General features: G+C 72.0%; 19 protein-coding genes. 10 read left to right on the plus strand and 9 right to left on the minus strand.

The genetic code is table 11. The annotated features are described in order from the left end of the window. Positions 1-252 precede the first annotated feature (252 nt). Positions 253-1,464 (plus strand): NAD(P)-dependent malic enzyme, encoded by a 1,212-nt coding sequence (locus E1292_RS27160; protein ID WP_132598037.1) that lies wholly within the window; start codon positions 253-255, stop codon positions 1,462-1,464. A gap of 271 nt (positions 1,465-1,735) precedes the next feature. Here E1292_RS27160 and E1292_RS27165 read toward each other — a convergent pair whose 3' ends face one another. Beyond that, positions 1,736-2,164, minus strand: a complete 429-nt coding sequence (locus E1292_RS27165; protein WP_132598038.1) for a nucleoside deaminase — start codon at positions 2,162-2,164, stop codon at positions 1,736-1,738. A 21-nt stretch (positions 2,165-2,185) separates the two neighbouring features. Next, complete coding sequence (locus E1292_RS27170) at positions 2,186-3,049, minus strand: DUF4429 domain-containing protein (RefSeq protein WP_132598039.1); 864 nt, start codon at positions 3,047-3,049, stop codon at positions 2,186-2,188. 50 nt (positions 3,050-3,099) lie between these two features. Between E1292_RS27170 and E1292_RS27175 the strand changes: the two genes are divergently transcribed. Beyond that, on the plus strand, positions 3,100-3,684 hold the full coding sequence (locus tag E1292_RS27175) for an HD domain-containing protein (protein ID WP_132598040.1): 585 nt from the start codon (positions 3,100-3,102) through the stop codon (positions 3,682-3,684). A 101-nt stretch (positions 3,685-3,785) separates the two neighbouring features. On the opposite strand, the gene E1292_RS27180 is transcribed toward E1292_RS27175, so the two are convergent. Next, complete coding sequence (locus E1292_RS27180) at positions 3,786-4,496, minus strand: FadR/GntR family transcriptional regulator (protein WP_132598041.1); 711 nt, start codon at positions 4,494-4,496, stop codon at positions 3,786-3,788. A 141-nt stretch (positions 4,497-4,637) separates the two neighbouring features. Here E1292_RS27180 and E1292_RS27185 point away from each other — a divergent pair, with 141 nt between their 5' ends. The 5 genes from E1292_RS27185 to E1292_RS27205 are packed head-to-tail and all read left to right on the plus strand — an operon-like array spanning position 4,638 to position 11,046. Further along, positions 4,638-6,245 carry an ABC transporter substrate-binding protein gene (locus E1292_RS27185; RefSeq protein WP_132598042.1) on the plus strand — a complete coding sequence of 536 codons (1,608 nt, stop codon included), beginning with the start codon at positions 4,638-4,640 and terminating at the stop codon, positions 6,243-6,245. Further along, the gene (locus E1292_RS27190; protein ID WP_132598043.1) at positions 6,242-7,201 is read left to right on the plus strand and encodes an ABC transporter permease; all 960 of its coding nucleotides are present in this window, start codon (positions 6,242-6,244) and stop codon (positions 7,199-7,201) included. Before E1292_RS27185 ends, E1292_RS27190 begins: the two co-directional genes overlap by 4 nt. Further along, the gene (locus tag E1292_RS27195) at positions 7,198-9,162 is read left to right on the plus strand and encodes a dipeptide/oligopeptide/nickel ABC transporter permease/ATP-binding protein (RefSeq protein WP_132598044.1); all 1,965 of its coding nucleotides are present in this window, start codon (positions 7,198-7,200) and stop codon (positions 9,160-9,162) included. The genes E1292_RS27190 and E1292_RS27195 overlap by 4 nt, the downstream gene beginning before the upstream one ends. After that, positions 9,155-10,144 (plus strand): oligopeptide/dipeptide ABC transporter ATP-binding protein, encoded by a 990-nt coding sequence (locus tag E1292_RS27200; RefSeq protein ID WP_246090359.1) that lies wholly within the window; start codon positions 9,155-9,157, stop codon positions 10,142-10,144. The genes E1292_RS27195 and E1292_RS27200 overlap by 8 nt, the downstream gene beginning before the upstream one ends. Beyond that, positions 10,141-11,046 carry a dihydrodipicolinate synthase family protein gene (locus tag E1292_RS27205; protein ID WP_132598046.1) on the plus strand — a complete coding sequence of 302 codons (906 nt, stop codon included), beginning with the start codon at positions 10,141-10,143 and terminating at the stop codon, positions 11,044-11,046. Before E1292_RS27200 ends, E1292_RS27205 begins: the two co-directional genes overlap by 4 nt. 70 nt (positions 11,047-11,116) lie before the next feature. Here E1292_RS27205 and E1292_RS27210 read toward each other — a convergent pair whose 3' ends face one another. The 6 genes from E1292_RS27210 to E1292_RS27235 all read right to left on the minus strand — a co-directional run bounded on the left by E1292_RS27210 (position 11,117) and on the right by E1292_RS27235 (position 16,357). Continuing rightward, a complete protein-coding gene (locus E1292_RS27210; RefSeq protein ID WP_132598047.1) occupies positions 11,117-11,374 on the minus strand; it encodes a DUF1876 domain-containing protein in 258 nt (85 codons plus the stop codon). 60 nt (positions 11,375-11,434) lie between these two features. Beyond that, on the minus strand, positions 11,435-13,096 hold the full coding sequence (locus tag E1292_RS27215) for a catalase (protein WP_132598048.1): 1,662 nt from the start codon (positions 13,094-13,096) through the stop codon (positions 11,435-11,437). A 110-nt stretch (positions 13,097-13,206) separates the two neighbouring features. Further along, positions 13,207-13,581, minus strand: coding sequence for a BlaI/MecI/CopY family transcriptional regulator (locus E1292_RS27220; RefSeq protein WP_132598049.1), 375 nt, complete (start codon positions 13,579-13,581; stop codon positions 13,207-13,209). Between the two features lie 65 nt (positions 13,582-13,646). Beyond that, the gene (locus E1292_RS27225) at positions 13,647-14,615 is read right to left on the minus strand and encodes a sugar kinase (RefSeq protein ID WP_132598050.1); all 969 of its coding nucleotides are present in this window, start codon (positions 14,613-14,615) and stop codon (positions 13,647-13,649) included. Next, positions 14,612-15,193: an IclR family transcriptional regulator gene (locus E1292_RS27230; protein WP_132598051.1), complete on the minus strand. Its 582-nt coding sequence runs from the start codon at positions 15,191-15,193 to the stop codon at positions 14,612-14,614. The genes E1292_RS27225 and E1292_RS27230 overlap by 4 nt, the downstream gene beginning before the upstream one ends. Before the next feature lie 60 nt (positions 15,194-15,253). Then, the gene (locus E1292_RS27235; RefSeq protein ID WP_132598052.1) at positions 15,254-16,357 is read right to left on the minus strand and encodes a winged helix DNA-binding domain-containing protein; all 1,104 of its coding nucleotides are present in this window, start codon (positions 16,355-16,357) and stop codon (positions 15,254-15,256) included. Between the two features lie 116 nt (positions 16,358-16,473). Between E1292_RS27235 and E1292_RS27240 the strand changes: the two genes are divergently transcribed. From E1292_RS27240 to E1292_RS27250, 3 genes are all read left to right on the plus strand, one after another. Then, a complete protein-coding gene (locus E1292_RS27240) occupies positions 16,474-19,725 on the plus strand; it encodes an ATP-binding protein (RefSeq protein WP_246090360.1) in 3,252 nt (1,083 codons plus the stop codon). Positions 19,726-19,763: 38 nt separating this feature from the next. Then, the gene (locus E1292_RS27245) at positions 19,764-20,765 is read left to right on the plus strand and encodes a hydroxyacid dehydrogenase (RefSeq protein WP_132598053.1); all 1,002 of its coding nucleotides are present in this window, start codon (positions 19,764-19,766) and stop codon (positions 20,763-20,765) included. 24 nt (positions 20,766-20,789) lie between these two features. Beyond that, on the plus strand, positions 20,790-21,658 hold an 869-nt coding region (locus E1292_RS27250; RefSeq protein WP_220447086.1), incomplete at its 3' end, for a serine/threonine-protein kinase.

A 21,658-nucleotide genomic window follows, 5' to 3' on the forward strand; every position in this document is an offset into this window, starting at 1 on the left:
CTGCCGAAGCCCGGGGGATTCCCGCCACGCGGGTCGGGTTTCCTGCTCAACCGCCGGCCGCCCGCCCAGCTTGTTGCGCTGGATGGGTCTTACACCAGCTCCACAGGCGTTCCAGCGCTCCGACGGCATCGTGTCTCGCAGCGCCCCGCACACCGAGCACGGCTTCGAGCTGGGGAACCATCGGTCCACCGCCACCAGCGTTCGTTCCTCCCCACGCCTGAAGGCGGGGGTTTCCACGCTCAAGGAGTTTCGATGACTACCGAAATCACCGCCCCGCCGGCCATCGGCCTCGCCGCCCTCCTCGACCAGGACCCGGCCTTCCGCCTGCACGAGGGCGGCAAGCTGGAGACGCGCCCGTCCGTCCAGGTGCGCGACCTGGACGACCTGTCCCTCGCCTACACGCCCGGGGTGGCCCGCGTCTGCACCGCCATCGCCGAGCGGCCCGAGCTGGCAGACGACTACACCTGGCGCTCCAACGTCGTCGCGGTCGTCACCGACGGCACCGCCGTGCTAGGGCTCGGCGACATCGGGCCCACCGCGGCGATGCCGGTCATGGAGGGCAAGGCGCTGCTGTTCAAGCAGTTCGGCGGCGTGGACTCGGTGCCCATCTGCCTGGGCTGCACGGACGTCGACGAGCTCGTGGAGACGATCGTCCGGATGGCCCCGTCGTTCGGGGGCATCAACCTCGAGGACATCAGCGCGCCGCGCTGCTTCGAGGTGGAGCGCCGGCTCAGGGAGGTGCTGGACATTCCCGTCTTCCACGACGACCAGCACGGCACCGCCATCGTGGTGCTGGCCGCGCTGCGCAACGCGGCACGGGTGACCGGCCGGCGGCTGTGGGATCTCCGAGCCGTCGTGGCGGGTGCGGGCGCCTCCGGCCTCTCCGTCGCCAGCATGCTGATGAACGCCGGCATCGGCGAGGTGGCCGTGTCCGACAGCAAGGGCGTCCTCCACACCGGCCGCGACGACCTCAACCCCCACAAGGCCATCATCGCGGGCTGCACCAACCAGTCCGGCCACACCGGCACGACCGAGGAGGCCCTGGCCGGGGCCGACGTCTTCATCGGCCTGTCGGGCTCGACGATCAGCGAGCAGGCCATCGCCTCCATGGCGCCCGGCTCCATCGTCTTCGCGCTGTCCAACCCCGAGCCGGAGATCCACCCCGGGATCGCCCAGGAGCACGCCGCCGTCGTGGCCACCGGGCGCAGCGACTTCCCCAACCAGATCAACAACGTGCTGGCCTTCCCCGGCGTCTTCCGGGGCGCCCTGTCGGCCCGCGCCTCGGCCATCACCGAGAACATGAAGATCGCCGCCGCTCACGCCCTGGCCGCCGTGGTCGAGGAGGAACTGTCGGCCGACCGGATCATCCCGGAACCGTTCGACCCCCGGGTCGTGCCCGCCGTCGCCGCCGCGGTCGCCGACCAGGCCCGCCGCGACGGCGTGGCCCGCCTCCCCGGCCTCTGACCCGCTTCCCCGGACACCACCACCGGCTCGGGTCTCCGCCACGGATCACCGCTCTCGCCTGCTCCAGGCCCGCCGCTCGTTTCCGGCCGGCCGTCGCTCCATGGCCCGCCAGTTACGGCGCGCCTTCGTTCCCTGTGGCCCGTTGGTCGGGACTGCCGGATCCCGGGCCCGCGTGCGGGCGCGACCGGTGCGCACGGCGGGTCGGGTCTTCGCGGTACGCCGGTGTGACGGGCGCGGCCCGGTCAAGGGCGTCAGCCCGGAGGCGGGGCGGTCAGCGGTAGTAGCCCTCGACCGGTACGCGGGCCTCGGCGTAGAGGGCGGGCCCCTCGCCGGGCGGGTCGGCGAAGGCGGTGCCGGGCGGCTTGAGCCCGTCGAGTTGATCGCCGGACAGCGCGTAGACGACCCGGCCCAGGCCCGAGCGCGCGATGGCGCCCGCGCACATGCCGCACGGCTGGCAGCTCGTGTACATGGTCGTGGCGGCCGCGGTGGCCGGGTCGAGCTCGCGGCCGGCCCAGCGGGCCAGCTTGAGCTCCGGGTGGGCGGTGATGTCGCGGTCGGTGAGCGAGGAGTTGCGCTCCTCGGCCAGCACGGTCCCGTCGGGCCCGGCCAGCAGCGAGCCGAACGGCGGATTGCCGCCGGCGCGGGCCTCGGCGGCCAGCGCGATGGCGCGGCGCAGGAGTTGTTCTTCGTCGGGTGTCATGGCTTCTCCTCGGACCTGTGCCTACGACTCCTGCAGGCGGCGGATCACGGCCTGCTTGGCTGTGGCGAACTCCTCGTCGGTCAGTACGCCGGCGCGGTGCAGCTCGCCGAGCTCGGCCAGGCGGCGCAGCACGGCGTCGTGGACGTCGTCGGAGGCGGGCACCGGCGGAGGGGGCAGCTCGGGCATGTCGCGCGGCAGGTGGGCGAGCACGGCGGCGGCCACCAGGGCGGTCGCGCCGCCGAAGCGCTGGATGCCCCAGGACACGCAGCGCAGATCCTTCTGCGGTGGCTGCTGCGTCGGCCGCTCGCCCTTGATCCGGAAGCGCAGCGTGCCGTAGCCCATGCCGGACTGGGGTTTCCACTCCACCCCGGCGATGTCGGACAGCGGGAACTCCTGCGATCCCGCCTTCTCCTTGTCGGTGCTCGCGAAGCCGGTCCACTCCAGGCGCACCCGCTCGCCGTCGAACAGCGCGGTGCCGTCGCCGGCCGTGGCGGAGATGGGCACCGGCGGGGCCGGCAGCAGGTAGTCGTCGCAGGGGCCACTCGGCGTCTGGTAGACGAGCAGGGTGTCGCGGATCTCGTCGGCGAAGTATTCGCCGGCGCCCGCGCGGTTCTTCGGCACCGCCAGGCGGTAGGGGTCGGCGGGCGGCCCCAGCAGGCCGGCGACCACGTCGGACAGCGCGTCGGCTCCCTTGCGCAGGCGCAGCCGTACGTGCCCGCCCTTGCGCCCCGGCTCGTACGTCACGCCCGCGATCGCCGTCATCGGGACCACGACCTCGCCCAGTGTCCTGCGTAGCTCGTGGACGTCCTTGTCGCCGCCGGGCACGATGCGCAGGACTTCTCCGTTGAACGTCCACGACCCGTCGGGGACGGCGATCTCGGCCATAGTGTTCAGCCTAAGACACCTCGGGGCACGGCCATATCGAGAGGAACGGGATGGAGATCTTCACGAGCTGGACGTCCTGGAGGCAGGCGGAAGGGCCTCTCGGCGAGGTGCTCCCGCCGGAGACCGTGCGTGCCCTGCGCGACGCGGTGGCGTTCGCGCGGCGGTGGCACGGGGCGCAGCAGCGGCCCACCGGGCGGCCGTACCTCGACCATCTGCTGGAGGCGCTGGAGGTGGCGGTGGCGGGCGCCGGGGTGGACGACAGGGACGTGCTGGTGGCGATCGTGCTGCATGACGTGCTGGAGGACACGTCGTGCACCGAGGCGGAGATCGCGGGCAGGTTCGGGCCCCGGGTGGCCGCGCTGGTGCGCTGGGTGACCAGGCCGCGCGGCCGCGCGAAGGTCGACTACCTGGCCTCCCTGGTCAAGGCGCCGCCGCAGGCCGTGCTGGTGAAGCTGGCCGACCGGGCGAGCAACGTGCAGGAGCTGCAGCGGATGCCGTGGCGCTTCCAGCGGAGCTACTACCTGGAGACGGTCGCCTACGTCATGCCGCTCGCCGGGTCTCACCCCTGGTTCGCGAGGTGGTACGCGGAGTGGCGGGAGCGCTGGCGCCGCGTGGAGCGCTGGCCCGCACACTGACAGCCCTTCGCCGGCCGCTGATCGTGCGCACCGGGCTTGGCCGGCTGCTGATCGTGCGCGCGGGGCTTGGCCGGCGCTGATCCTGCGCGCGCGGGGCATCGCTAGCCGCTGAGCCTGCCCACGCGGTTGCGCACGCCCTTGAAGTGGGCGTCCACGGCGGTCACCGCGGCGGCCCGGTCGCCGGCGAGTACGGCGGTGTAGATGTCGCGGTGCCGTCTGACCACGTCGTCGGGCGACTCGTCCGGCACCCCGAGCTGGTCGCGCAGCTGGTAGTAGACGTCCCAGAACGCGCCGAGCAGCTGGCCGACGAGGGGGTTGCCGAGCGGCCGGTAGAGGAGGTCGTGGAAGAGGCGGTCGGTCTCCGGCGAGACGGGCCCGGCCTCCGCCTCGGTCTCCATCCTGACGATGACGTCGGCCACCGGGGTCAGGTCGGCGGCGGGGTCGAGCTCGATGAGGCGTTCCACGAGGCCGCTCTCCAGGATCTCGCGGATCTCGATGAGGTTCGCCAGGTGGTTCTTGCCGTTCTGCAGCGTGATGCGGCTGTGGAAGGCCAGTTCGTTGACGAGCCCCGCGAGCGACATCCGTCCCACGAACATGCCGAAGCCGTGCCGGATGTCCACGATGCCGACCGCCTGCAGAGCTTTCAGCGCTTCTCTGATCGAGTTGCGGCTGACCTGGAGCTCCTCCATGAGCTCCGACTCGGTGGGCAGGGGATCGCCCGCCACCAGCCCGCGCCTCACGATGAGGTCCTTCACGCCCTCCTGGGCCTCCACGGCCCTGCTCGGACGTACGGGGCGCGGGACTGTCGTCATGAAGAGTCACCTTCTCATAGCCACTTACGTAACATTGCGGAAATCTTTGGTTGACCTCAGGCCGGATTGCCATCTAGCGTCCCACTTACGCACAAGATAGGACATGGGACGTCCCATGTTCTACCCCCCCAGGAGGCATCCGTGAGCTCTGACTTCAGCCGCCGCGACTTCCTGCGTTACAGCGGAGCGACGGGTGCGGCGGCGTTCATCGCGGCCACCCTCTCCGCCTGTTCCGGAGGCCCGGCGTCGACCGGCTCGGTCGGCGCCGGATCCAACAAGGACCTGATCACCGCCGTCATCGGGTACGGCAACGACCAGAGCTGGGACCCGACGCAGACCGCGTCCGCCTTCGCGATGGCCGGGATCAGCCACGTCTACGAAGGGCTGCTCGACACCGACCCGATCACCCGTGAGCCGTACGCCGCGCTCGCCACCGAGCTGCCGTCCGACCTGGACGCGACCTCATGGAAGTTCACCCTCCGGGAGGGCGCCACGTGGCACGACGGCAAGCCGGTCACCGCCGACGACGTCGTCTTCACCTTCGAACGCGTCCTCGACCCCGAGGCGAACGTGCTGGTCGGCAACTTCTTCAGGTCCTGGCTGGAGGAGGTGAAGAAGATCGATGACCGGAACGTCGAGCTGGTCTTCAAGTTCCCCTTCGCCGACGCCGCGCCCCGGCTGACCATCGCCAAGATCATGCCCAAGCACGTGTTCGGCCAGGCCGGCGCCTGGGACCAGGCCAAGGGCGGCAAGGCCGTGGGATCGGGGCCGTACAAGCTGGCCGCGCACAACCCCAAGTCCAACACCTCCTTCGAGGCGTACGACGGCTACAACGGCCCGCGCCCCGCCACGGTCAAGAAGATGAACTGGCTGACGATCGTCGACGCCGCGGCCCGGGTGGCCAAGATCTCCGGCGGCTCGGCCGAGGCGCAGATCGCCGACAACATCCCCTACGCCAACGTCGACCAGCTCAAGCAGCAGGGGCTGACGGTCGAGGGCGGCAAGGGCATGAACCACATGTTCCTGATGTTCAACACGGGCGCCAAGCCGTTCGACGACGTACGGGTGCGCCAGGCGCTGCACTACGCGATCGACAAGCAGAAGCTGATCGACGTGGCGCTCAAGGGCCACGGCACGGCCTCCAGCTCCTTCCTCAACGAGGGCCACCCCGACCACGAGCGGGCCTCCGTCGTCTACGACTACGACCCCGACAAGGCGAAGGCGCTGCTGAAGGAGGCGGGCATCAGCAACCTGACGGTCAACCTGATGGCCGTCAACGTGAGCTGGATCGCCGACTGCCTGCCGACCATCGCCGCCTCGTGGGAGGCGGTCGGCATCAGGACCACGCTGGAGCCGCAGGACACGGCCGCGTTGTTCACCAAGATGGACCAGGGACAGGACTACCAGGTGGTCGCCGCGGCCTCGAACCCCAACCAGTTCGGCATGGACGCCGACCTGATCTGCCGCTACAACTTCGTCGAGGGCGGCCTGTGGATGAAGTACGCCGGCTACGACGGCAGCAAGGACGCCGAGGCGCTGTTCGCCCTGATGGACGAGGCGACCAAGGAACCGGACAAAGAGAAGAAGAAGGCGACTGTCCACAGATATCTGGACATGATCGCTGAGCAGGCCGTGCTCTACCCGGTCGTCCACACCGAGCTCATGACCGCCTGGGACGCGAAGAAGCTGTCCGGCATCGAGGCCCAGCCGTACCCCGGCATCAACCTCCTGCAGGCCAAGAGGACATGACGCTCGTCGCCCGGATGCTGCTGCGGCGGCTCCTCATCCTGATCCCGCTGGTGCTCGGCGTGGTCGCGTTCGTGTTCATCGTGATGCGCTTCTCCAACAGCAAGCCGGAGTACGCGTACTTCCAGGGCGCGAACCCGACCCCCGAGCAGATCCGCCAGTTCCAGCTCGAGAACGGGCTGCTGGACCCGCTCCCGCTGCGCTACGTCCGCTTCGTCATGGATCTGGCGCAAGGCGACATGGGCACCAGCGTGCTCACCAAGAAGCCGGTCATCGAGTCGGTGACGACGGCCCTGCCGCTGACGCTGCAGCTGACGTTCCTCGGCCTGATCGTGGGGCTGGTGCTGTCGTTCGTGTTCGGCGTGGTCGCGGCGCTGTACCGCGACCGCTGGCCGGACCAGCTCGTCCGCCTGGTGTCGCTGGTCGGGGTGGCGGCGCCGTCGTTCTGGCTGGCGCTGCTGATGATCCAGTGGCTGGCGGTCGGTGAGGGGCTGTTCCCCACCAGCGGCTACATCAACCCGGCCGACTCGTTCGCCGGCTGGCTGCGGTCGATGACGCTGCCCGCCCTGTCCCTGTCGTTGCCGATCGCCGCCCAGCTCACCCGCATCATCCGCACGTCGGTGGTGGAGGAGCTGGACCGCGACTACGTGCGCACCGCGTACGGCAGCGGCCTGCCGCCGATCGTGGTCATCGGCAGGAACGTGCTGCGCAACGCGCTGATCAACCCGCTGACCGTGCTCGGCCTGCGCATCGGCTACCTGATCGGCGGCACCGTGGTCATCGAGACGATCTACGGGCTGCCCGGCATGGGACAGCTCATGATCAACGCCGTGCGCGACGGCGACCCCGCCGTCGTCCAGGGCGTGGTGCTGACCATCGCCGTCGGCTTCATGATCGTCAACCTGGTCGTCGACGTCCTCTACCTGCTGGTCAACCCCCGCCTCAGGAGCGCCTCATGAGACGTGGACTCACCGACCGCCTTGCCCGGCCGGGCGTGACGTTCCGCAGGCTGAAGCCGCTGTCGTGGATCTCGCTCGGCCTCATCGCCGCCGTCGTGCTGGCGGCGGTGCTGGCGCCGCTCATCGCGCCGCACTCGCCGTTCTTCCAGGAGGCGTCCGGCGGCGGCCCGTCGGCCGAGCACTGGATGGGGCTCGACAGCGCCAATCGCGACATCATGTCCAGGCTCCTGTACGGCGCCCGCTGGTCGCTCGTCATCGGCCTCGGCGCGACCGGGCTCGCCCTGGTGGCCGGCGCCGCCATCGGCGCCGTCGCGGCCACCTCGCGCAAGGCCGTGGACGAGACGATCATGCGCCTGCTCGACGTGATCATGGCGTTCCCCGGCATCGCGCTGGCGGCCGTGCTCGTCGCCGTGTTCGGCGGCAGCATCCCCGTCCTGGTCATGGCCATCGCCTTCCTCTACATGCCGTCCGTGGCCAGGGTCGTACGGGCCAACGTCCTCGCCCAGTACGGCGAGGACTACGTCGCGGCCGAGCGCATCATCGGCGCCCGCACCCCGCACATCGTCATCAAGCACGTCGCGATCAACTGCGCGGCGCCGGTGCTGGTGTTCTGCACGGTGATGGTGGCCGACGCGATCGTGTTCGAGGCGTCGCTGTCGTTCATCGGCGCCGGCGTACGACCGCCGGACCCGTCGTGGGGCAGCGTCATCGCCGACGGCAAGAACCTGGTGCTGCTCGGCGGCTGGTGGGGCACGGTCTTCCCCGGCCTGCTGATCCTGCTGACCGTGCTCGCCCTGAACATCCTCTCCGAAGGCGTCTCCGACGCCTGGGCCGCACCCGCCGCCCGCAAGGCGCCGGTCAGGAAGGAGGAGGACGCCTTCGAGCGGGCCCAGCCGGGCTCCGGCGAGGTCGTCGAGCTGCCCGGGCTGGCCGAGGCCGCGCGCCGGCTGGCCGAACGCGCCCGCCCGCTGCCCCAGGGGCCGCCCGTCCTCACGGTGGAACGGCTGCGCATCGGGTTCGCCGAAGGAGTGGACATCGTCGACGGCATCGGCTTCGAGGTGCGTCCCGGCGAGGTGCTCGGCCTGGTGGGCGAGTCGGGCTGCGGCAAGTCACTGACCGCGCTGACCATCATGGGCCTGCAGCCCCGCGACGCCCGCGTCAGCGGCCACGTGCGCTTCGACCAGCGGGAGCTGCTCTCGCTGCCGCGCCGCGCCCGCCGCCGGCTGCTCGGGCACGAGATGGCGATGATCTACCAGGACGCGCTGTCCTCGCTCAACCCCGCCATGACCATCAACGCCCAGCTCAAGCAGCTCACCCGCCGCGGCGGCCGGCGCACCCCCGCCGAGCTGCTCGAACTCGTCGGCCTCGACGCCCGCCGCACCCTGTCGTCCTACCCGCACGAGCTGTCGGGCGGTCAGCGGCAGCGGGTGCTGATCGCGATGGCGCTGTCGCGCGAACCCAAGCTGATCGTCGCCGACGAGCCCACCACCGCGCTCGACGTGACCGTCCAGGCGCAGGTCATCGAGCTGCTGCTGAAGCTGCGCGAGGAGCTCGGGTTCGCGCTGATCCTCGTCTCGCACGACCTCGCGCTGGTCGCCGACGTCACCGACCGCGTGGTCGTCATGTACGGCGGCCAGATCGTCGAGACCGGCGCCACGCCCTCCCTAGTCGGCGCGCCCGCCCACCACTACGCCCGCGGCCTGCTCGGCTCGGTGCTGTCGCTGGAGGCCGGGGCCGAGCGGCTCACGCAGATCCGCGGCGTCGTGCCCGCCCCCGCCGACTTCCCCGACGGCTGCCGGTTCGCCGACCGGTGCCCGATGGCCACCGACGTGTGCCGTACCGAGGCCCCCGTCCTGCGGGGCCCGCTCAACGGGGAAGCCACGCACGCGGTGGCCTGCCACCACCCGGTGGCCGCCGGAGCGGACCCGAACCGCGAGACGAGGAGTGAGCAGCGTGCTTGAGCTCGACGACGTGCACGTCGTGCACAAGGCCCGCTCCGGCGGCCTCTTCAAGCGGGACCGCGTCTACGCCCTGACCGGCGCGAACCTCACCGTCGCCGCCGGCGAGACCGTCGGCATCGTCGGCGAGTCGGGATGCGGGAAGTCGACGCTGGCCAAGGTGCTGGTCGGCCTGCAGCGGCCGACCTCCGGCACCGTGACCTTCCGTGGCGAGGAGCTGTGGGGGCTCAAGGAGGCGGAACGGCGCGCGCTCGTCGGGTCGAGCGTCGGCATGATCTTCCAGGACCCGTCCACGGCGCTCAACCGGCGCCTGCCCGTCCGGCAGGTGCTGCGCGACCCGCTCAACGTGCACCGCCGCGGCACGCCCGCCCAGCGCGAGGCCCGCGTACGCGAGCTGATCGACCTGGTCGGGCTGCCGTCCAGCGCCGCCGACGCGCTGCCCGGCCAGCTGTCCGGCGGGCAGCGCCAGCGCGTGGCCGTGGCCAGGGCGCTCGCGCTCGAACCCGACCTGGTCGTGGCCGACGAGCCCACCAGCGCGCTCGACGTGTCCGTCCGCGCCCAGATCCTCAACCTGCTGCTCGACCTGAAGGAACGGCTCGGGCTGGCCCTGGTGTTCGTCTCGCACGACATCCAGACCGTACGCAGGATGAGCGACCGCGTCGTCACCATGTACCTGGGCCGGATCGTCGAGCAGACACCCGCGCAGGCCGTGCCGCTGAGCGCCCGGCACCCGTACACGCGGGCGCTGTTCTCCGCCACCCCCGGGCTGATCTCGCCGATCAACCCGATCCCGCTCGTGGGCGCCGTCCCCTCGGCCACCAGGCCGCCGAGCGGCTGCCCGTTCCGCACGCGGTGCTGGCGGGCGGACGACGCCTGCGCGGCGGAGATGCCCGCGGCGCAGACGGACGACGACCATCTGTTCCACTGCCACCACCCGGTGGCGGCAGGAGCGACCGACCTCGAACTGATCCAGGAGCGCCCATGAGGCTGACCGGAGTGATCCCCCCGGTGTGCACCCCTTTGACCCCCGATCACCAGGTGGACACCGCGTCGCTCACCCGGCTGGTCGACCACTTGCTGGCCGGGGGCGTGGACGCGCTGTTCGTCCTGGGCTCCTCGTCGGAGGTGGCGTACCTGACGGACACGCAGCGGCGGGTGGTGCTGGACACCGTGGTCGGGCACGCGGGCGGTCAGGTGCCGGTGCTGGCCGGGGTGATCGACATGACGACGCCGCGGGTGCTCGAACACGCCCGCGTCGCGCGCGAGGCCGGAGTGTCGGGGCTGGTGGCGACCGCGCCCTTCTACACGCGCACCCACCCCGACGAGATCCGCACGCATTTCCGGACGATCGCCGCGCTGGGCGGGCTGCCGGTCTACGCCTATGACCTGCCCGTGTCGGTGCACACCAAGCTGAGCGCCGGTCTGGTGCTCGAACTGGCCGCGGAGGGCGCGCTGGCCGGGGTCAAGGACTCGAGCGGCGACGACGGCGGCCTGCGCGAGGTCATCTTGGGCCGCGCGGCGCCGTTCAGCGTGCTGACCGGGTCGGAGGTGACCGTGGACTCGGCCCTCTGGATGGGCGCCGACGGCGTGGTGCCCGGGCTGGGCAACGTCGACCCGCACGGCTACGCCGAGCTCTACCGTTGCGCCTCCCGCGGCGACTGGGAGGCAGCCAGGGCCGAGCAGGAGCGCCTGGCGAGGCTGTTCGAGATCGTCCGCGTCGGCGGTTCGCGCATGGGCGGCAGCTCGTCCGGCCTCGGGGCGTTCAAGGCCGCGCTGCATCTGCGCGGCGTCATCGACTGCCCGGTCACCGCGCTCCCGCAGACCCCGCTCAACGACGACGAGACCGGCAGGATCGGCAAGCTCCTGGCCGCCGCCGGCCTGCTCTAGCCCTGGTCGGACGGCCGGTCAGCCAGGCTGGTCAGACCGGCTGGTCAGACCGGCTGGTCAGACCGGCTGGTCAGACCGGGCTGGACAGCTGGGCGACGTCCTCCGCGCCGTCCTGGATGAGCTTCGCCGAGAGGTCGGACAACGCCCGACCGACGGCCAGCTCGTCCCCGATCCCGGGTACGGGCCGGTCGACGGGATTGCGCCGGGCGCGCGCCACGCTCTCGTGCCGCTTGCCGTCCGGGGTGAACAGGACCGCCGTGGCCGTGGTCACGGCGTCCTCGTCGTCCTCATGGATCCAGATCTGCACGTTCCACTGCTTGTCGTCCATCGTGTGCACCTCCCCTAGCTCCGAGCCTCCACCCTGGAGGCCCGGACGTAAAGCGCCAGGTCAGCTCCCCGCGTGCGCGGCGCGGTCGTTCGGCACGCAGTGCGTCATCTTCAGACCCTCGACGTCGCGGGGGCCGTTCCTGCCCAGCTTGGCCAGCCGGTCGCGGTCCTCCTCGGTGAGGTCCTGGCTCTTCAGCGGCTCCAGCTGCGCCACGTCGTCGGGGCTGATGCCCAGCCCTTCGCCGACGCGCAGCCCGAGCTCGTCCTCGGCGAGCAGGAAGTGCCAGACCATGCGCTCCTGGATGCGCCGGTCGCACTGCCGCAGCGCGGAGACGAGATTGTGCACGAGGTCGTCGCGCTCCCACTGCTCCATGAGTAGGTAACGCTGTCCCGGCTGGACGTAGTCGTTGGCGCGCGGGATGCGCTTGCGGGTGAGCCTCCCGCTGACCTCGGGGCCGACCTCGTCAGGATGCGGGTACTCGGCCTCGCGCAGGCCGCCGCGCAGCGACGGCTCGTAGTTGATGTGCGGGTCCTCGCCCCCGGTGTCGACGAAGTACGTCATCAGTCCGTCGCGCTGGTTGGTGCGGATGGCGGCGTTCCTGGCCTGGTTGACCGGCAGCTGCAGGTAGTTGGGCCCGACACGGTAGCGCTGGGTGTCGCTGTAGGAGAACGTCCGGCCGATGAGCATCTTGTCGTCGGAGAAGTCCAGCCCGTCCACCAGCACGCCGGTGCCGAACGCGGCCTGCTCGTTCTCGGCGAACTGGTTGTCCACGTTCCTGTCGAGCACCAGCCGCCCGACCGGCAGCGCGGGGAACTCGTTCTCCGGCCACACCTTGGTGTCGTCCAGCGGGTCGAAGTCGAGCTCGGGATGCTCGTCGTCGCTCATCAGCTGGACCAGCAGCTCCCATTCCGGGTGATCGCCGCGCTCGATGGCGTCGTGCAGGTCCCTGGTGGCATGCCCCAGGTCGTTGCCCTGGATGACCGCGGCGTCGGCCTCGGTCATGCTGCGCACGCCCTGCTTGGGCATCCAGTGGTACTTCACCAGGAACGACTCGCCCTGCCGGTTGACCCACCTGTACGTGTTCACGCCGAACCCCTGCATGTGCCGGTAGTCGGCGGGGATGCCGCGCGGGCTGAACAGGTTGACCAGCATGTGCAGGCTCTCGGGCGTCTGCGACATGAAGTCGAAGATGCGGTTGGGATCCTGCCGGAACGTGACCGGGTCGGGCTTCAGCGAGTGGATCACGTCGGGGAACTTGATGGCGTCCCTGATGAAGAAGACCGCCAGGTTGTTGCCGACGAGGTCCCAGTTGCCGTCCTCGGTGTAGAACTTGATCGCGAAACCGCGCGGGTCACGGGCGGTCTCCGCGGAGTCCCGGCCGCCGATCACGGTGGAGAAGCGCAGGGCGACGTCGGTGCGCTTGCCCGCCTCCTGGAAGAGCTTGGCCCTGGTGAACCGGCTGATCGGCTCGTCGCCGAGCTTGCCGTACGCCTCGAAGAAGCCATAGCTGGTCGTGCCCCTGGCGTGCACCACGCGCTCGGGAATGCGCTCCCGGTCGAAGTGGCTGATCTTCTCCAGGAACTGGTAGTTCTCCAGCGTCGCGGGGCCGCGCGGGCCGATCGTCCGCTGGTTCTGGTTGTCGTATACCGGGTGTCCCTGCCGGTTGGTGAGCACCTCGCGCTCGTCGTTCGGCCCGGAACCCATGCCGGAAACATCAGTCATCATCGTTCCTTCCCCGGACGAGTTCTCCCCGCCTGCCCCCAAGCCCGTAGCGGAAACAGGGAAAGGAATGGTCGATGGCGCGGGCGCCCGATCCTGCCCGGGGCTGCTCGCTAGGCCCGGTGACCCTTGGGGGGATAGACCCGCAGCGCGGCCTCCAGCGCGGTGGCCTCCTCGGGCGTGAGCCGCTCCAGGAAGTGGACCAGGGTGGCGGCCTGGTTGCCGCTGGTGGCCAGCGCGTGCCGCATCAGCTCCGCGGTGTAGGCCTCTTTGGTGAAGATCGGCTCGTAGACGTACGCCCGGCCGACCGGCTCGCGCTTGAGCAGGCCCTTGGTGTGCAGCTTGTCCATCACGGTCATGACCGTGGTGTAGGCGATCTCGCGCTCCTGGCGGAGGTCTTCGAGAACGTCACGGACGGAGGCGGGCCGGCGGTAGGACCACATCCTGTTCATGATCGTGGACTCGAGCTCTCCCAGCGGGCGCTTCATGGACGCCATGCTACGGGCTGTCGTGCGAAGTCAACCGTTTGACAACCAGCAGCGAGGCGGCGTGATCACCTGCTCACGCCGTCGGCGGGCCGCCGTAGCAGGCTCAGGTCGGCCCGCCGCGGCAGGCTCTCCCAGTCACCCTGCGAGGTCACGGCGAACGCCCCCGCCGCGCACGCCGTGCTGAGCCGCTGCGCGGGCTCCGCCCCGGCCAGCCAGTCCGCCAGCCAGCCCGCCGCGAACGCGTCGCCGGCCCCCACGGGGTCGACCTCGGTCACGGTGTAGGGCTCCGCCCTCCGTTCGACGCCGTCGGACAACTCCATGGCGCCCTCGGCCCCGAACTTGATCAGCACGTGCCGCGGCCCCAGCTTCGCCAGCGCCCCGGCCAGCTCGGTGGCGCCTTCGACGTCGGCGATCAGCCGGCCCTCGGCCTCGGTCGCGAACAGCACGTCCACGTCGCCGACCGTCTCGCGCAGCCACGCCCCCGCCTCGGCGGGCGTCCACAGTGCCCTGCGGTAGTTGACGTCGAGCGAGACGAGCACCCCCGCGGCCCGGGCCTCGGCGATCGCGTGGCGTACGGCCTCCCGTGCCGAGCCGGAGAGCGCCGGCGTGATCGCGGAGACGTGCAGCACGCGGGCGGAACGGATGAGCTCCGGGTCGAGGTCGGCGGCGCACAACCGCGAGCCCGCGCTGTCCTTGCGGTAGTAGCGCACGTCGATGAGGTCGGCCGTGCGCCTGCCCTTGATCATCAGCCCGGTCGGCGCGTCGGGGTCGGCGATGGCCCGCACGTCCACGCCCTCGCCCTGCAGGGTCGAGCGGATCAGGTCGCCGAACTCGTCGGCGCCCACCCTGCCGACCCAGGCTGCGCCGTGGCCGAGCCGGGCGACGCCGATCGCGACGTTCGACTCGGCGCCGCCCAGACCCAGGTCGAAGTCGCGGGCGAAGCGCATCGGCCCCGTGCGGCGGGCGGCGAACAGCGCCATGGTCTCGCCGAAGGTCACCAGTTCGGTCGTCGGCCCAGTCGTCGGCCCGGTCATTGGCACTGGCTACCCAGCTTTCTCGAGATCCGCACCGCCGCCCCCGCCACCAGCGGCCCCAGCTCGCGCACCCGCGCGGCGGTGATCCGCGAGGTGAGCCCGGAGACGGAGATGGCGGCGGCGACCGCGTCGTGGTGGTTGAAGATCGGCGCCGCGACGCAGCGCACCTCGGGCTCGTTCTCGCGGTCGTCGACCGCGTAGCCGCGGCGCATGGTGTGGGCCAGGTCGGCGCGGAGCCGTTCGGGGTCGACGATCGTGTGTCTGGTGTCGCGCACTTCGGTCATCAGCCGATGCGACTCCTCCGCCGCGACCGCCCGCAGGTCGAGCGTGGCCAGGTAGGACTGGCCGAGCCGCAGCGTGCCGTGGCCCAGCCGGTAGGCGCCCGTCCTACGGTCGCGGTCGAGCAGCCTGGCCTCGACGAGCGGCGCGGCCAGCCGCAGCACCGTGCTCTTGGGCAGGCCGACGGCCTCGGCCAGCTGCGTGAGCGACAGCCCCGAGTGCTCGCGGACGTGCTCCAGCACGGCCAGCGCACGTCTGAGCGAGGCGGACTGGTTGCGTTCCGGCACGTGGGCCAACATACCGACAGAACCACCTTTGCAGCACATTGTTCTGCAGTGCAGAACGGGTGGGGAACGACGTCACGAGCGGAAAGGGCCGTCCGCGACCGCGATCGCGTGCTTGTCGCCCGGGGCCAGGAACTCCAGCAGCCGCCGGCCCTCCTCCTCGGCCTCCTCCATGACGGAGATCGGCTCCCACTGGTGGAGGGTGAGCGTGGAGGTGCCCTTGGTGCGGGTGACCGTCCAGTCGCCGGCCGTGACACCGTCCACGAGGATGATCCGCGGGAGGACCCCGTTCTTGCCCACGCAGCTCTTCAGCGTGGCGGCACCCCGCTCCGTGATGACCCTGGACCGGTCGGCGTGCGACAGGAAGAGGTTGTCGAAGTCGTACATCAGGCGGACCGGCGCCGGGGTGTCCTCGGAGGGGCGGGCCGCGCCCGGCAGGTCGTACAGGGTCCTGCCGTTCTCGTCGGTGAACCGCGCCAGGTCCAGCGACTCGACCACCTCGCCCAGCCGCGTCAGCCCCGACCACGTCTGCACGTCCATCACCGACGCGGGGCCGAACGCCGCCAGATAGCGCAGCACCAGCTCCGCGGGCGTCATCGGCGGCGCCTCGAAGCCCAGCCAGCACTCGGCGGTCGTGTGGGCGATGGGCCCGCTCCTGCCCCACAGCCCGCGGGGCGGCACCTGCACCAGCGGCACCAGCCACCGCACGCCCTGGCCCAGCGCGTGCGGATCGTGCGACGGCCACCGCTCGGCCAGCGCCCGCCCCAGCTCGGCGAACGTCATCGGCCGCGCCTCCAGCAGCTCCCGCCCCGCGGCCGCCAGCTCGTCCAGGTCCACCCCCTCCAGCCGCCTGCCGAAAGCGCCCCTGGCGCTGCGCTCGCCCACGATCTGCAGCAGGGGCCGCATGGCCAGGCAGTCGCGGGCGGTGACGAGGTGGATGGTCGAGCGCTGCAACGCGATGCGTACGAGCTCGCGCGAGGACAGCAGGCCGGCCGCGTCGTCGGGCTTGAAACCCTCGATGCGGTTCCACAGGCCGGTGTACCAGGTGTGCGGCGTCTGGGCCTGGAGGCCTCCCAGGTGTTCCACCACGTCGATCACGGAGCGGGTGGTGCGGCGCAGCAGGAACTGCCTGTCCAGGGTGGCCCGGTTGAGCGCCCTGCGGCTGATGACGGGATCCATGGCTCCCAAGGTAGGCGCCATCGCGGCCGATTCCGGACCGGCGTGCGATGGGCCGTAATGGCTCGCGATGGCCGTAATGGCCCGTAGCGGCTCGCGATGGCCCGTAGTGGCTTGCGATGGCCGTTCGCTCGGGGGCGGGCCTGTCGTACCGTGTCAGCATCGTGCTGACCTTCCGCGTGCTCGGCCCGCTCGCCGCACACCTCGACGGCGAGCCGGTCGCGCTGGGCAGACCGCGCCAGCGTTCCGTGCTCGCCCGCCTGCTGGCCGCCGGTGGCCAGGTGGTGCCCGTCGACCGCCTCATCGACGACCTCTACGCCCACGAGGTGCCGCCCAAGGCGCTCGCGGCCGTCCAGTCGTACGTGTCCAATCTGCGCCGGGCCCTGGAGCCGGGCAGGTCGCCGCGGGCGCCGGCCGGCGTGCTCGTCACCCAGCCGCCCGGATACGCGCTGCTCCTGGAAGCGGGGGCGGTGGACGCGTGGAGGTTCGAGAGCATCGTGAGCGACCCGGCGGCCGGCCACGAGCGGCTGGCCGAGGCGCTGGCGCTCTGGCACGGCCCCGCCTACCAGGAGTTCGCCGGCGCCCACTGGGCCGACGCCGAGGCGGGGCGGCTGGAGGAGCTGCGCCTGTCCACGATCGAACGCCACGCCGACGCGGTCATCCGGCTGGGGCGGGCGGCGGGGGCCGTGCCCGATCTCGAGCGGCTGGCCGGGGAGCATCCGCTGCGCGAGGCGGTGTGGGCGCTGCTGGCCAGGGCGCTCTACCGGTGCGGCCGGCAAGGAGAGGCGCTCGGCGCGTTGCGCAGGGCCCGCGCCCACCTGGCCGCGGAACTCGGCGTCGACCCGGGCCCCGAGCTGCGGCGGCTGGAGGAGGACATCCTCGCCCAGGCCGCGCACCTCAGCGAGGCCGCGCCGCTGCCCGCCCCCGCCGCGCTCGCGCAGCCGTACGTCGGCAGGCACGCCGAGCTCGCCGGCGTGACCGCGCTGGACGGCGGCGTCGTCCTGGTCAGCGGGGAGCCCGGCGCCGGCAAGACGGCGTTCATGGAGCAGGTACGCGACACGCTGGAGGGCAGGGGCTGGACCGTCGGGTGGGGCCGCTGCCCCGAGCACGAGGGCGCCCCCGCGGGCTGGGCCTGGGCCGAGCTCCTGCGCGAGCTCGCCGCCCGCTTCCCGCCCGGAGATCCTGAGGCGCTCGCGCCGCTGCTGTTCGACACCCCGGTGCGCGGCGACGTGCCGGGGGCCAGGTTCCGGCTGCACCGGGCGGTCGGCGCGTTCGTCACCTCGATCGGGCGGCCGCTGCTGCTCGTGCTCGACGACCTGCACCGGGCCGACGCCGAGACGCTGGCCATGCTGACCCACGTGATCGGCGCGGCCGCCGGGCTGCCGGTCCTGGTCGCGGGCAGCTACCGGCACACCGAGCCGAACGACCACCTCGCCGACGCGCTGGCCGCCATCGCCGCGCGCGAGCCGTACAGGGTGGAGCTCGACGGCCTGGCGGCACCCGAGGTGGGCGAGCTGATCAGCCTGACCTGCGGCCGTCCGGCGGACGCCGCCACGGTCGCGGAGATCGCCGAGCGCACCGGCGGCAACCCGTTCTTCGTCAGGGAGACCGCGCGCCTGCTCGACGCGGAGGGCGTGGTCGCGGTGCCCGCGGGCGTGCGTGACGTGCTGCGCCGCCGCGTGGCCAGGCTGCCCGCGCAGGCCCAGACCATCCTGCGGCAGAGCGCGGTCATCGGCCGCGAGAGCGACGTCGACGTGCTGGCCGCCGTCAGCGGCGCCGACGAGGAGTCCGTGCTGTCCGCCATCGAGTCGGGGCTGGTCACCGGGCTGCTGACCGAGCCGGAGGCGGGGCGGCTGAGGTTCGCGCACGTGCTCATCCGCGACACCCTCTACGACGATCTGTCCCGCATCCGCAGGGCCCGCCTGCACCTGCGCGTGGCCCGGGCCATCGAGGAGCACGACCCCGGCGACGTGGCCGCGCTCGCCCACCACTACGCCGCCTCCGCCGCCGACCCCGCCAGGACCGCGCGCTACGCCGGGCTCGCCGCCGAGCAGGCCGAGCGCCGCTTCGCCCACCACGAGGCCGCCGCGCTCTGGCAGCAGGCGCTCGATGCGACCGTCGACCCGCGCGAGCGCCTGGAGCTCACCCTGTCCCTGGTGTCCGCCCTGGCCAACACGGGCCGGCTGGTCACGGCCCGCACCCACAGGGAACGCGCGCTCCGTGACGCGCTGCCGCTGGACGACCCCGACCTGCTGGCCAGGGTGATCGTGTCGTTCGAGGTGCCGACGTTCTGGAGCAGCCGCGAGTACGGCACCCTCGACACCGCCCTGATCGAGGCCGTCGAGCAGGCACTGACCCGGCTGCCGCCCGGCGACGGCACGACCCGCTGCCGGCTGCTCACCACGCTGGCCTTCGAACTGGAGGGCGAGCCGACCGAACGCGGCTACCTCGCCTCCCAGGAGGCCGTCGCCATGGCCCGCCGCCTCGGCGACCCCGCCCTGCTCGTGCTCGCCCTCAACGGCCGCCTGCACCAGACCTTCCGGTACGGCGGCCACGCGGAACGCGCCGAGATCGGCGCCGAACTGCTGCGCCTGTCGGGCTCCGACGTGACCGTCGAGGTGCTCGGCCACCTCATCCTCATGCAGGCCGCCATCAACCGCGCCGAGCTCACCGTCGCCGACCGGCACGCCGCGCGGGCCCGGCAGCTGGCCGACCTGCACGACATGCCGCTGCCCCTGGCCGTGACCGGCTTCTACGACGGCCTGCGCGCGGCGCTCGCCGGTGACTACGACACCGCCGAATCCCGCTGTCGTGCCGCCGCCGAGCTCGCGGGCCGGCTCGGCATGTGGCAGCACGAGGCGGGGCTGCTGCTGATCAGCCGGTACGCCATGTGCCTGATGCGCGGCGACCTCACGCCGATCCTGCCCGATCTGGAGCCGTTCGCGACGGCGGGGCCGTGGCGCGAACAGTGGCTGGAGCTGTACGCGCTCGCGCTCTGCCACGCGGGCCGGGCCGACGAGGCACGCGCCTGGGTGCCCGGCGAGCCGCCTCCCGTGCGGCGCGACTACTTCTGGCACCTGCTGACCGCCGTCCGGGGGCTGCTCGGTGTCGCCCTCGGTGACCGGGAGCGGGCGGAACGGGCGTACGACGCGCTGCTGCCGCTCTCGGCCGAGCCCGTGGGGAGCACCGGCTACCTGGCGGTCTGGCCCACCGCTCAGGTGCTCGGCGACCTGGCCGCCTTCCTGGGCCGCCCGCCGGAACCCCACTACCAGGAAGCGCTGGAGGTCGGTGAACGGGCGAACGTCCGGCTCTGGATCGACGCCGCCCGCGCACGATTGACATCGACCCGCTCGGAATCGGAGCGCTCGTGACGAAACGGTAGGATTGGATCACCGTCGGGGGGAGCGCCATGACTGATGTACGGCCCAGAACCCTGCTCGCCATGGGGCGGCAGGTGGCGGGACAGCTCTTCACCGGGCGGGCCCGCGACCGGTTGGCCGCCATCGCCGACACCGACCCCGGCCTGGTCGCCGACGACTTCGCCGACCCGGCCGTGGCCGGCGCGCTGGCCGAGGCCGAGGTGCTCTGCACGAGCTGGTGGTGCCCGCCGATCACCGGCGACGTGCTGGCCAGGGCGCCCAGGCTGCGGGCGATCGTGCACGCGGCGGGCAGCGTGAAACACCACGTCACCGAGGCGTGCTGGGAGCGCGGCATCCTCGTCTCCTCCGCGGCCGCGGCCAACGCCGAACCCGTCGCCGAATACACGCTGGCCTCGATCCTGTTCGCCAACAAGCGCGTGCTGGACGTCGCCAGGCTCTACCGCGAGCGGCGGACGTCCCTCGACCTGGACGGCCTCTTCGCCGGATTCGGCAACTACCGGCGCACGATCGGCATCGTCGGCGCCTCCTGGATCGGCCGGCGGGTCATCGAGCTGCTGCGGCCGTTCGACCTCGACGTGCTCGTCGCCGACCCCCACCTGACGGAGGACCTCGGCGTGCCCCGCGTCGAGCTGGACGAGCTGTTCGAGCGGTGCGACGTGATCAGCCTGCACGCGCCCGCGCTCCCCGAGACCAGGCACCTCGTCGACGCCGACCGCCTCGCGCGGATGCGCGACGGCGCGACCCTCATCAACACCGCCCGCGGCGCGCTCGTCGACCAGGACGCGCTCGTCGCCGAGCTGTCCAGCGGCCGGCTGTACGCGGTGATCGACGTGACCGAGCCCGAGGTGCCGCCCGCCGATTCGCCCCTCTACGACCTGCCCAACGTGCTGCTCACCCCGCACATCGCCGGCTCGCTCGGCGGCGAGCTGGGACGCATCGCGGACCTGGCGCTGGACGAGCTCGCCAGATACGCCCAGGGCCTGCCCTTCCAGTACGGGGTCGAGGTGGACGCGCTGGCCACGAGCGCCTGACAGTGGGGGGATAATCTGCTCCTCATGCACAAACGGGTGATCGACGGCCGCTTCGAGCTCGTGGAGCGGCTCGGCGGCGGGGGCATGGGCCTGGTGTGGCGGGCCTGGGACATGGCCCTGCACCGCGAGGTCGCGCTCAAGGAGGTGCGCCCGCCCGACCCCGCCATGGACGAGCCCGACCCCGCCGGCGCCCGCGAGCTGCGCGCCAGGGTGCTGCGCGAAGCCAGGGCACTGGCCCGCCTCAACCACCCGCACGTGGCGATCATCCACCACATCGTCGACCCGGGAGAGCACGACTACCCGTGGATCGTCATGGAGCTGGTGCCCGGCGGCTCCCTGCAGGACCGCCTCCAGCGCGGCCCCATGCCGCCGGACGCGGTGACCCGCCTCGGCCGCGAGGTGCTGTCCGCCTTACGGGCTGCGCACGCCGTCGGCATCCAGCACCGCGACGTCAAACCCGCCAACGTGCTGCTGCGCGAGGACGGCCGGTCGGTGCTCACCGACTTCGGCATCGCCGCGGTACGCGAGTCCACCACCCTGACGGCGACGGGCGCGTTCATCGGCTCGCCCGAGTACATGGCGCCCGAGCGCATCAACGGCGTCGAAGGCGAGCCTGCCTCCGACCTGTGGTCGCTCGGCATGATGATGTACATGGCGGTGGAGGGGCGGCATCCGCTGCGCAGGAGCACGGCGCTGGCCACCCTGGCGGCCGTGCTCAACCAGGAGGTGCCGCCGCCCGAGCGCGCCGGGCCGCTCGCGCCCGTCCTCACCGCCCTGCTCGTACGCGACCTGGAGGCCAGGCCGGACGCCGCGACCCTGGACCGCATGCTGGAGTCGGCCGGCGGGGCGCCACCCGGCTCCTTCCCGCCCGCGCTGTCAGCACCACCCGGCCC

The sequence above is a fragment of the Nonomuraea deserti genome, from assembly GCF_004348685.1.
GTDB classification, from domain to species: Bacteria; Actinomycetota; Actinomycetes; order Streptosporangiales; family Streptosporangiaceae; genus Nonomuraea; species Nonomuraea deserti.

Bases quoted from the DNA above. Each gene is read 5' to 3' on its own strand.
- E1292_RS27220 (WP_132598049.1), bottom strand. From the start codon at position 13,581: ATGAAGCGCCCGCTGGGAGAGCTCGAGTCCACGATCATGAACAGGATG.
- E1292_RS27205 (WP_132598046.1), top strand. From the start codon at position 10,141: ATGAGGCTGACCGGAGTGATCCCCCCGGTGTGCACCCCTTTGACCCCC.
- E1292_RS27210 (WP_132598047.1), bottom strand. From the start codon at position 11,374: ATGGACGACAAGCAGTGGAACGTGCAGATCTGGATCCATGAGGACGAC.
- E1292_RS27175 (WP_132598040.1), top strand. From the start codon at position 3,100: ATGGAGATCTTCACGAGCTGGACGTCCTGGAGGCAGGCGGAAGGGCCT.
- E1292_RS27235 (WP_132598052.1), bottom strand. From the start codon at position 16,357: ATGGATCCCGTCATCAGCCGCAGGGCGCTCAACCGGGCCACCCTGGAC.
- E1292_RS27225 (WP_132598050.1), bottom strand. From the start codon at position 14,615: ATGACCGGGCCGACGACTGGGCCGACGACCGAACTGGTGACCTTCGGC.
- E1292_RS27165 (WP_132598038.1), bottom strand. From the start codon at position 2,164: ATGACACCCGACGAAGAACAACTCCTGCGCCGCGCCATCGCGCTGGCC.
- E1292_RS27195 (WP_132598044.1), top strand. From the start codon at position 7,198: ATGAGACGTGGACTCACCGACCGCCTTGCCCGGCCGGGCGTGACGTTC.
- E1292_RS27180 (WP_132598041.1), bottom strand. From the start codon at position 4,496: ATGACGACAGTCCCGCGCCCCGTACGTCCGAGCAGGGCCGTGGAGGCC.
- E1292_RS27230 (WP_132598051.1), bottom strand. From the start codon at position 15,193: ATGTTGGCCCACGTGCCGGAACGCAACCAGTCCGCCTCGCTCAGACGT.
- E1292_RS27160 (WP_132598037.1), top strand. From the start codon at position 253: ATGACTACCGAAATCACCGCCCCGCCGGCCATCGGCCTCGCCGCCCTC.
- E1292_RS27170 (WP_132598039.1), bottom strand. From the start codon at position 3,049: ATGGCCGAGATCGCCGTCCCCGACGGGTCGTGGACGTTCAACGGAGAA.
- E1292_RS27245 (WP_132598053.1), top strand. From the start codon at position 19,764: ATGACTGATGTACGGCCCAGAACCCTGCTCGCCATGGGGCGGCAGGTG.
- E1292_RS27190 (WP_132598043.1), top strand. From the start codon at position 6,242: ATGACGCTCGTCGCCCGGATGCTGCTGCGGCGGCTCCTCATCCTGATC.
- E1292_RS27240 (WP_246090360.1), top strand. From the start codon at position 16,474: ATGGCCGTTCGCTCGGGGGCGGGCCTGTCGTACCGTGTCAGCATCGTG.
- E1292_RS27215 (WP_132598048.1), bottom strand. From the start codon at position 13,096: ATGACTGATGTTTCCGGCATGGGTTCCGGGCCGAACGACGAGCGCGAG.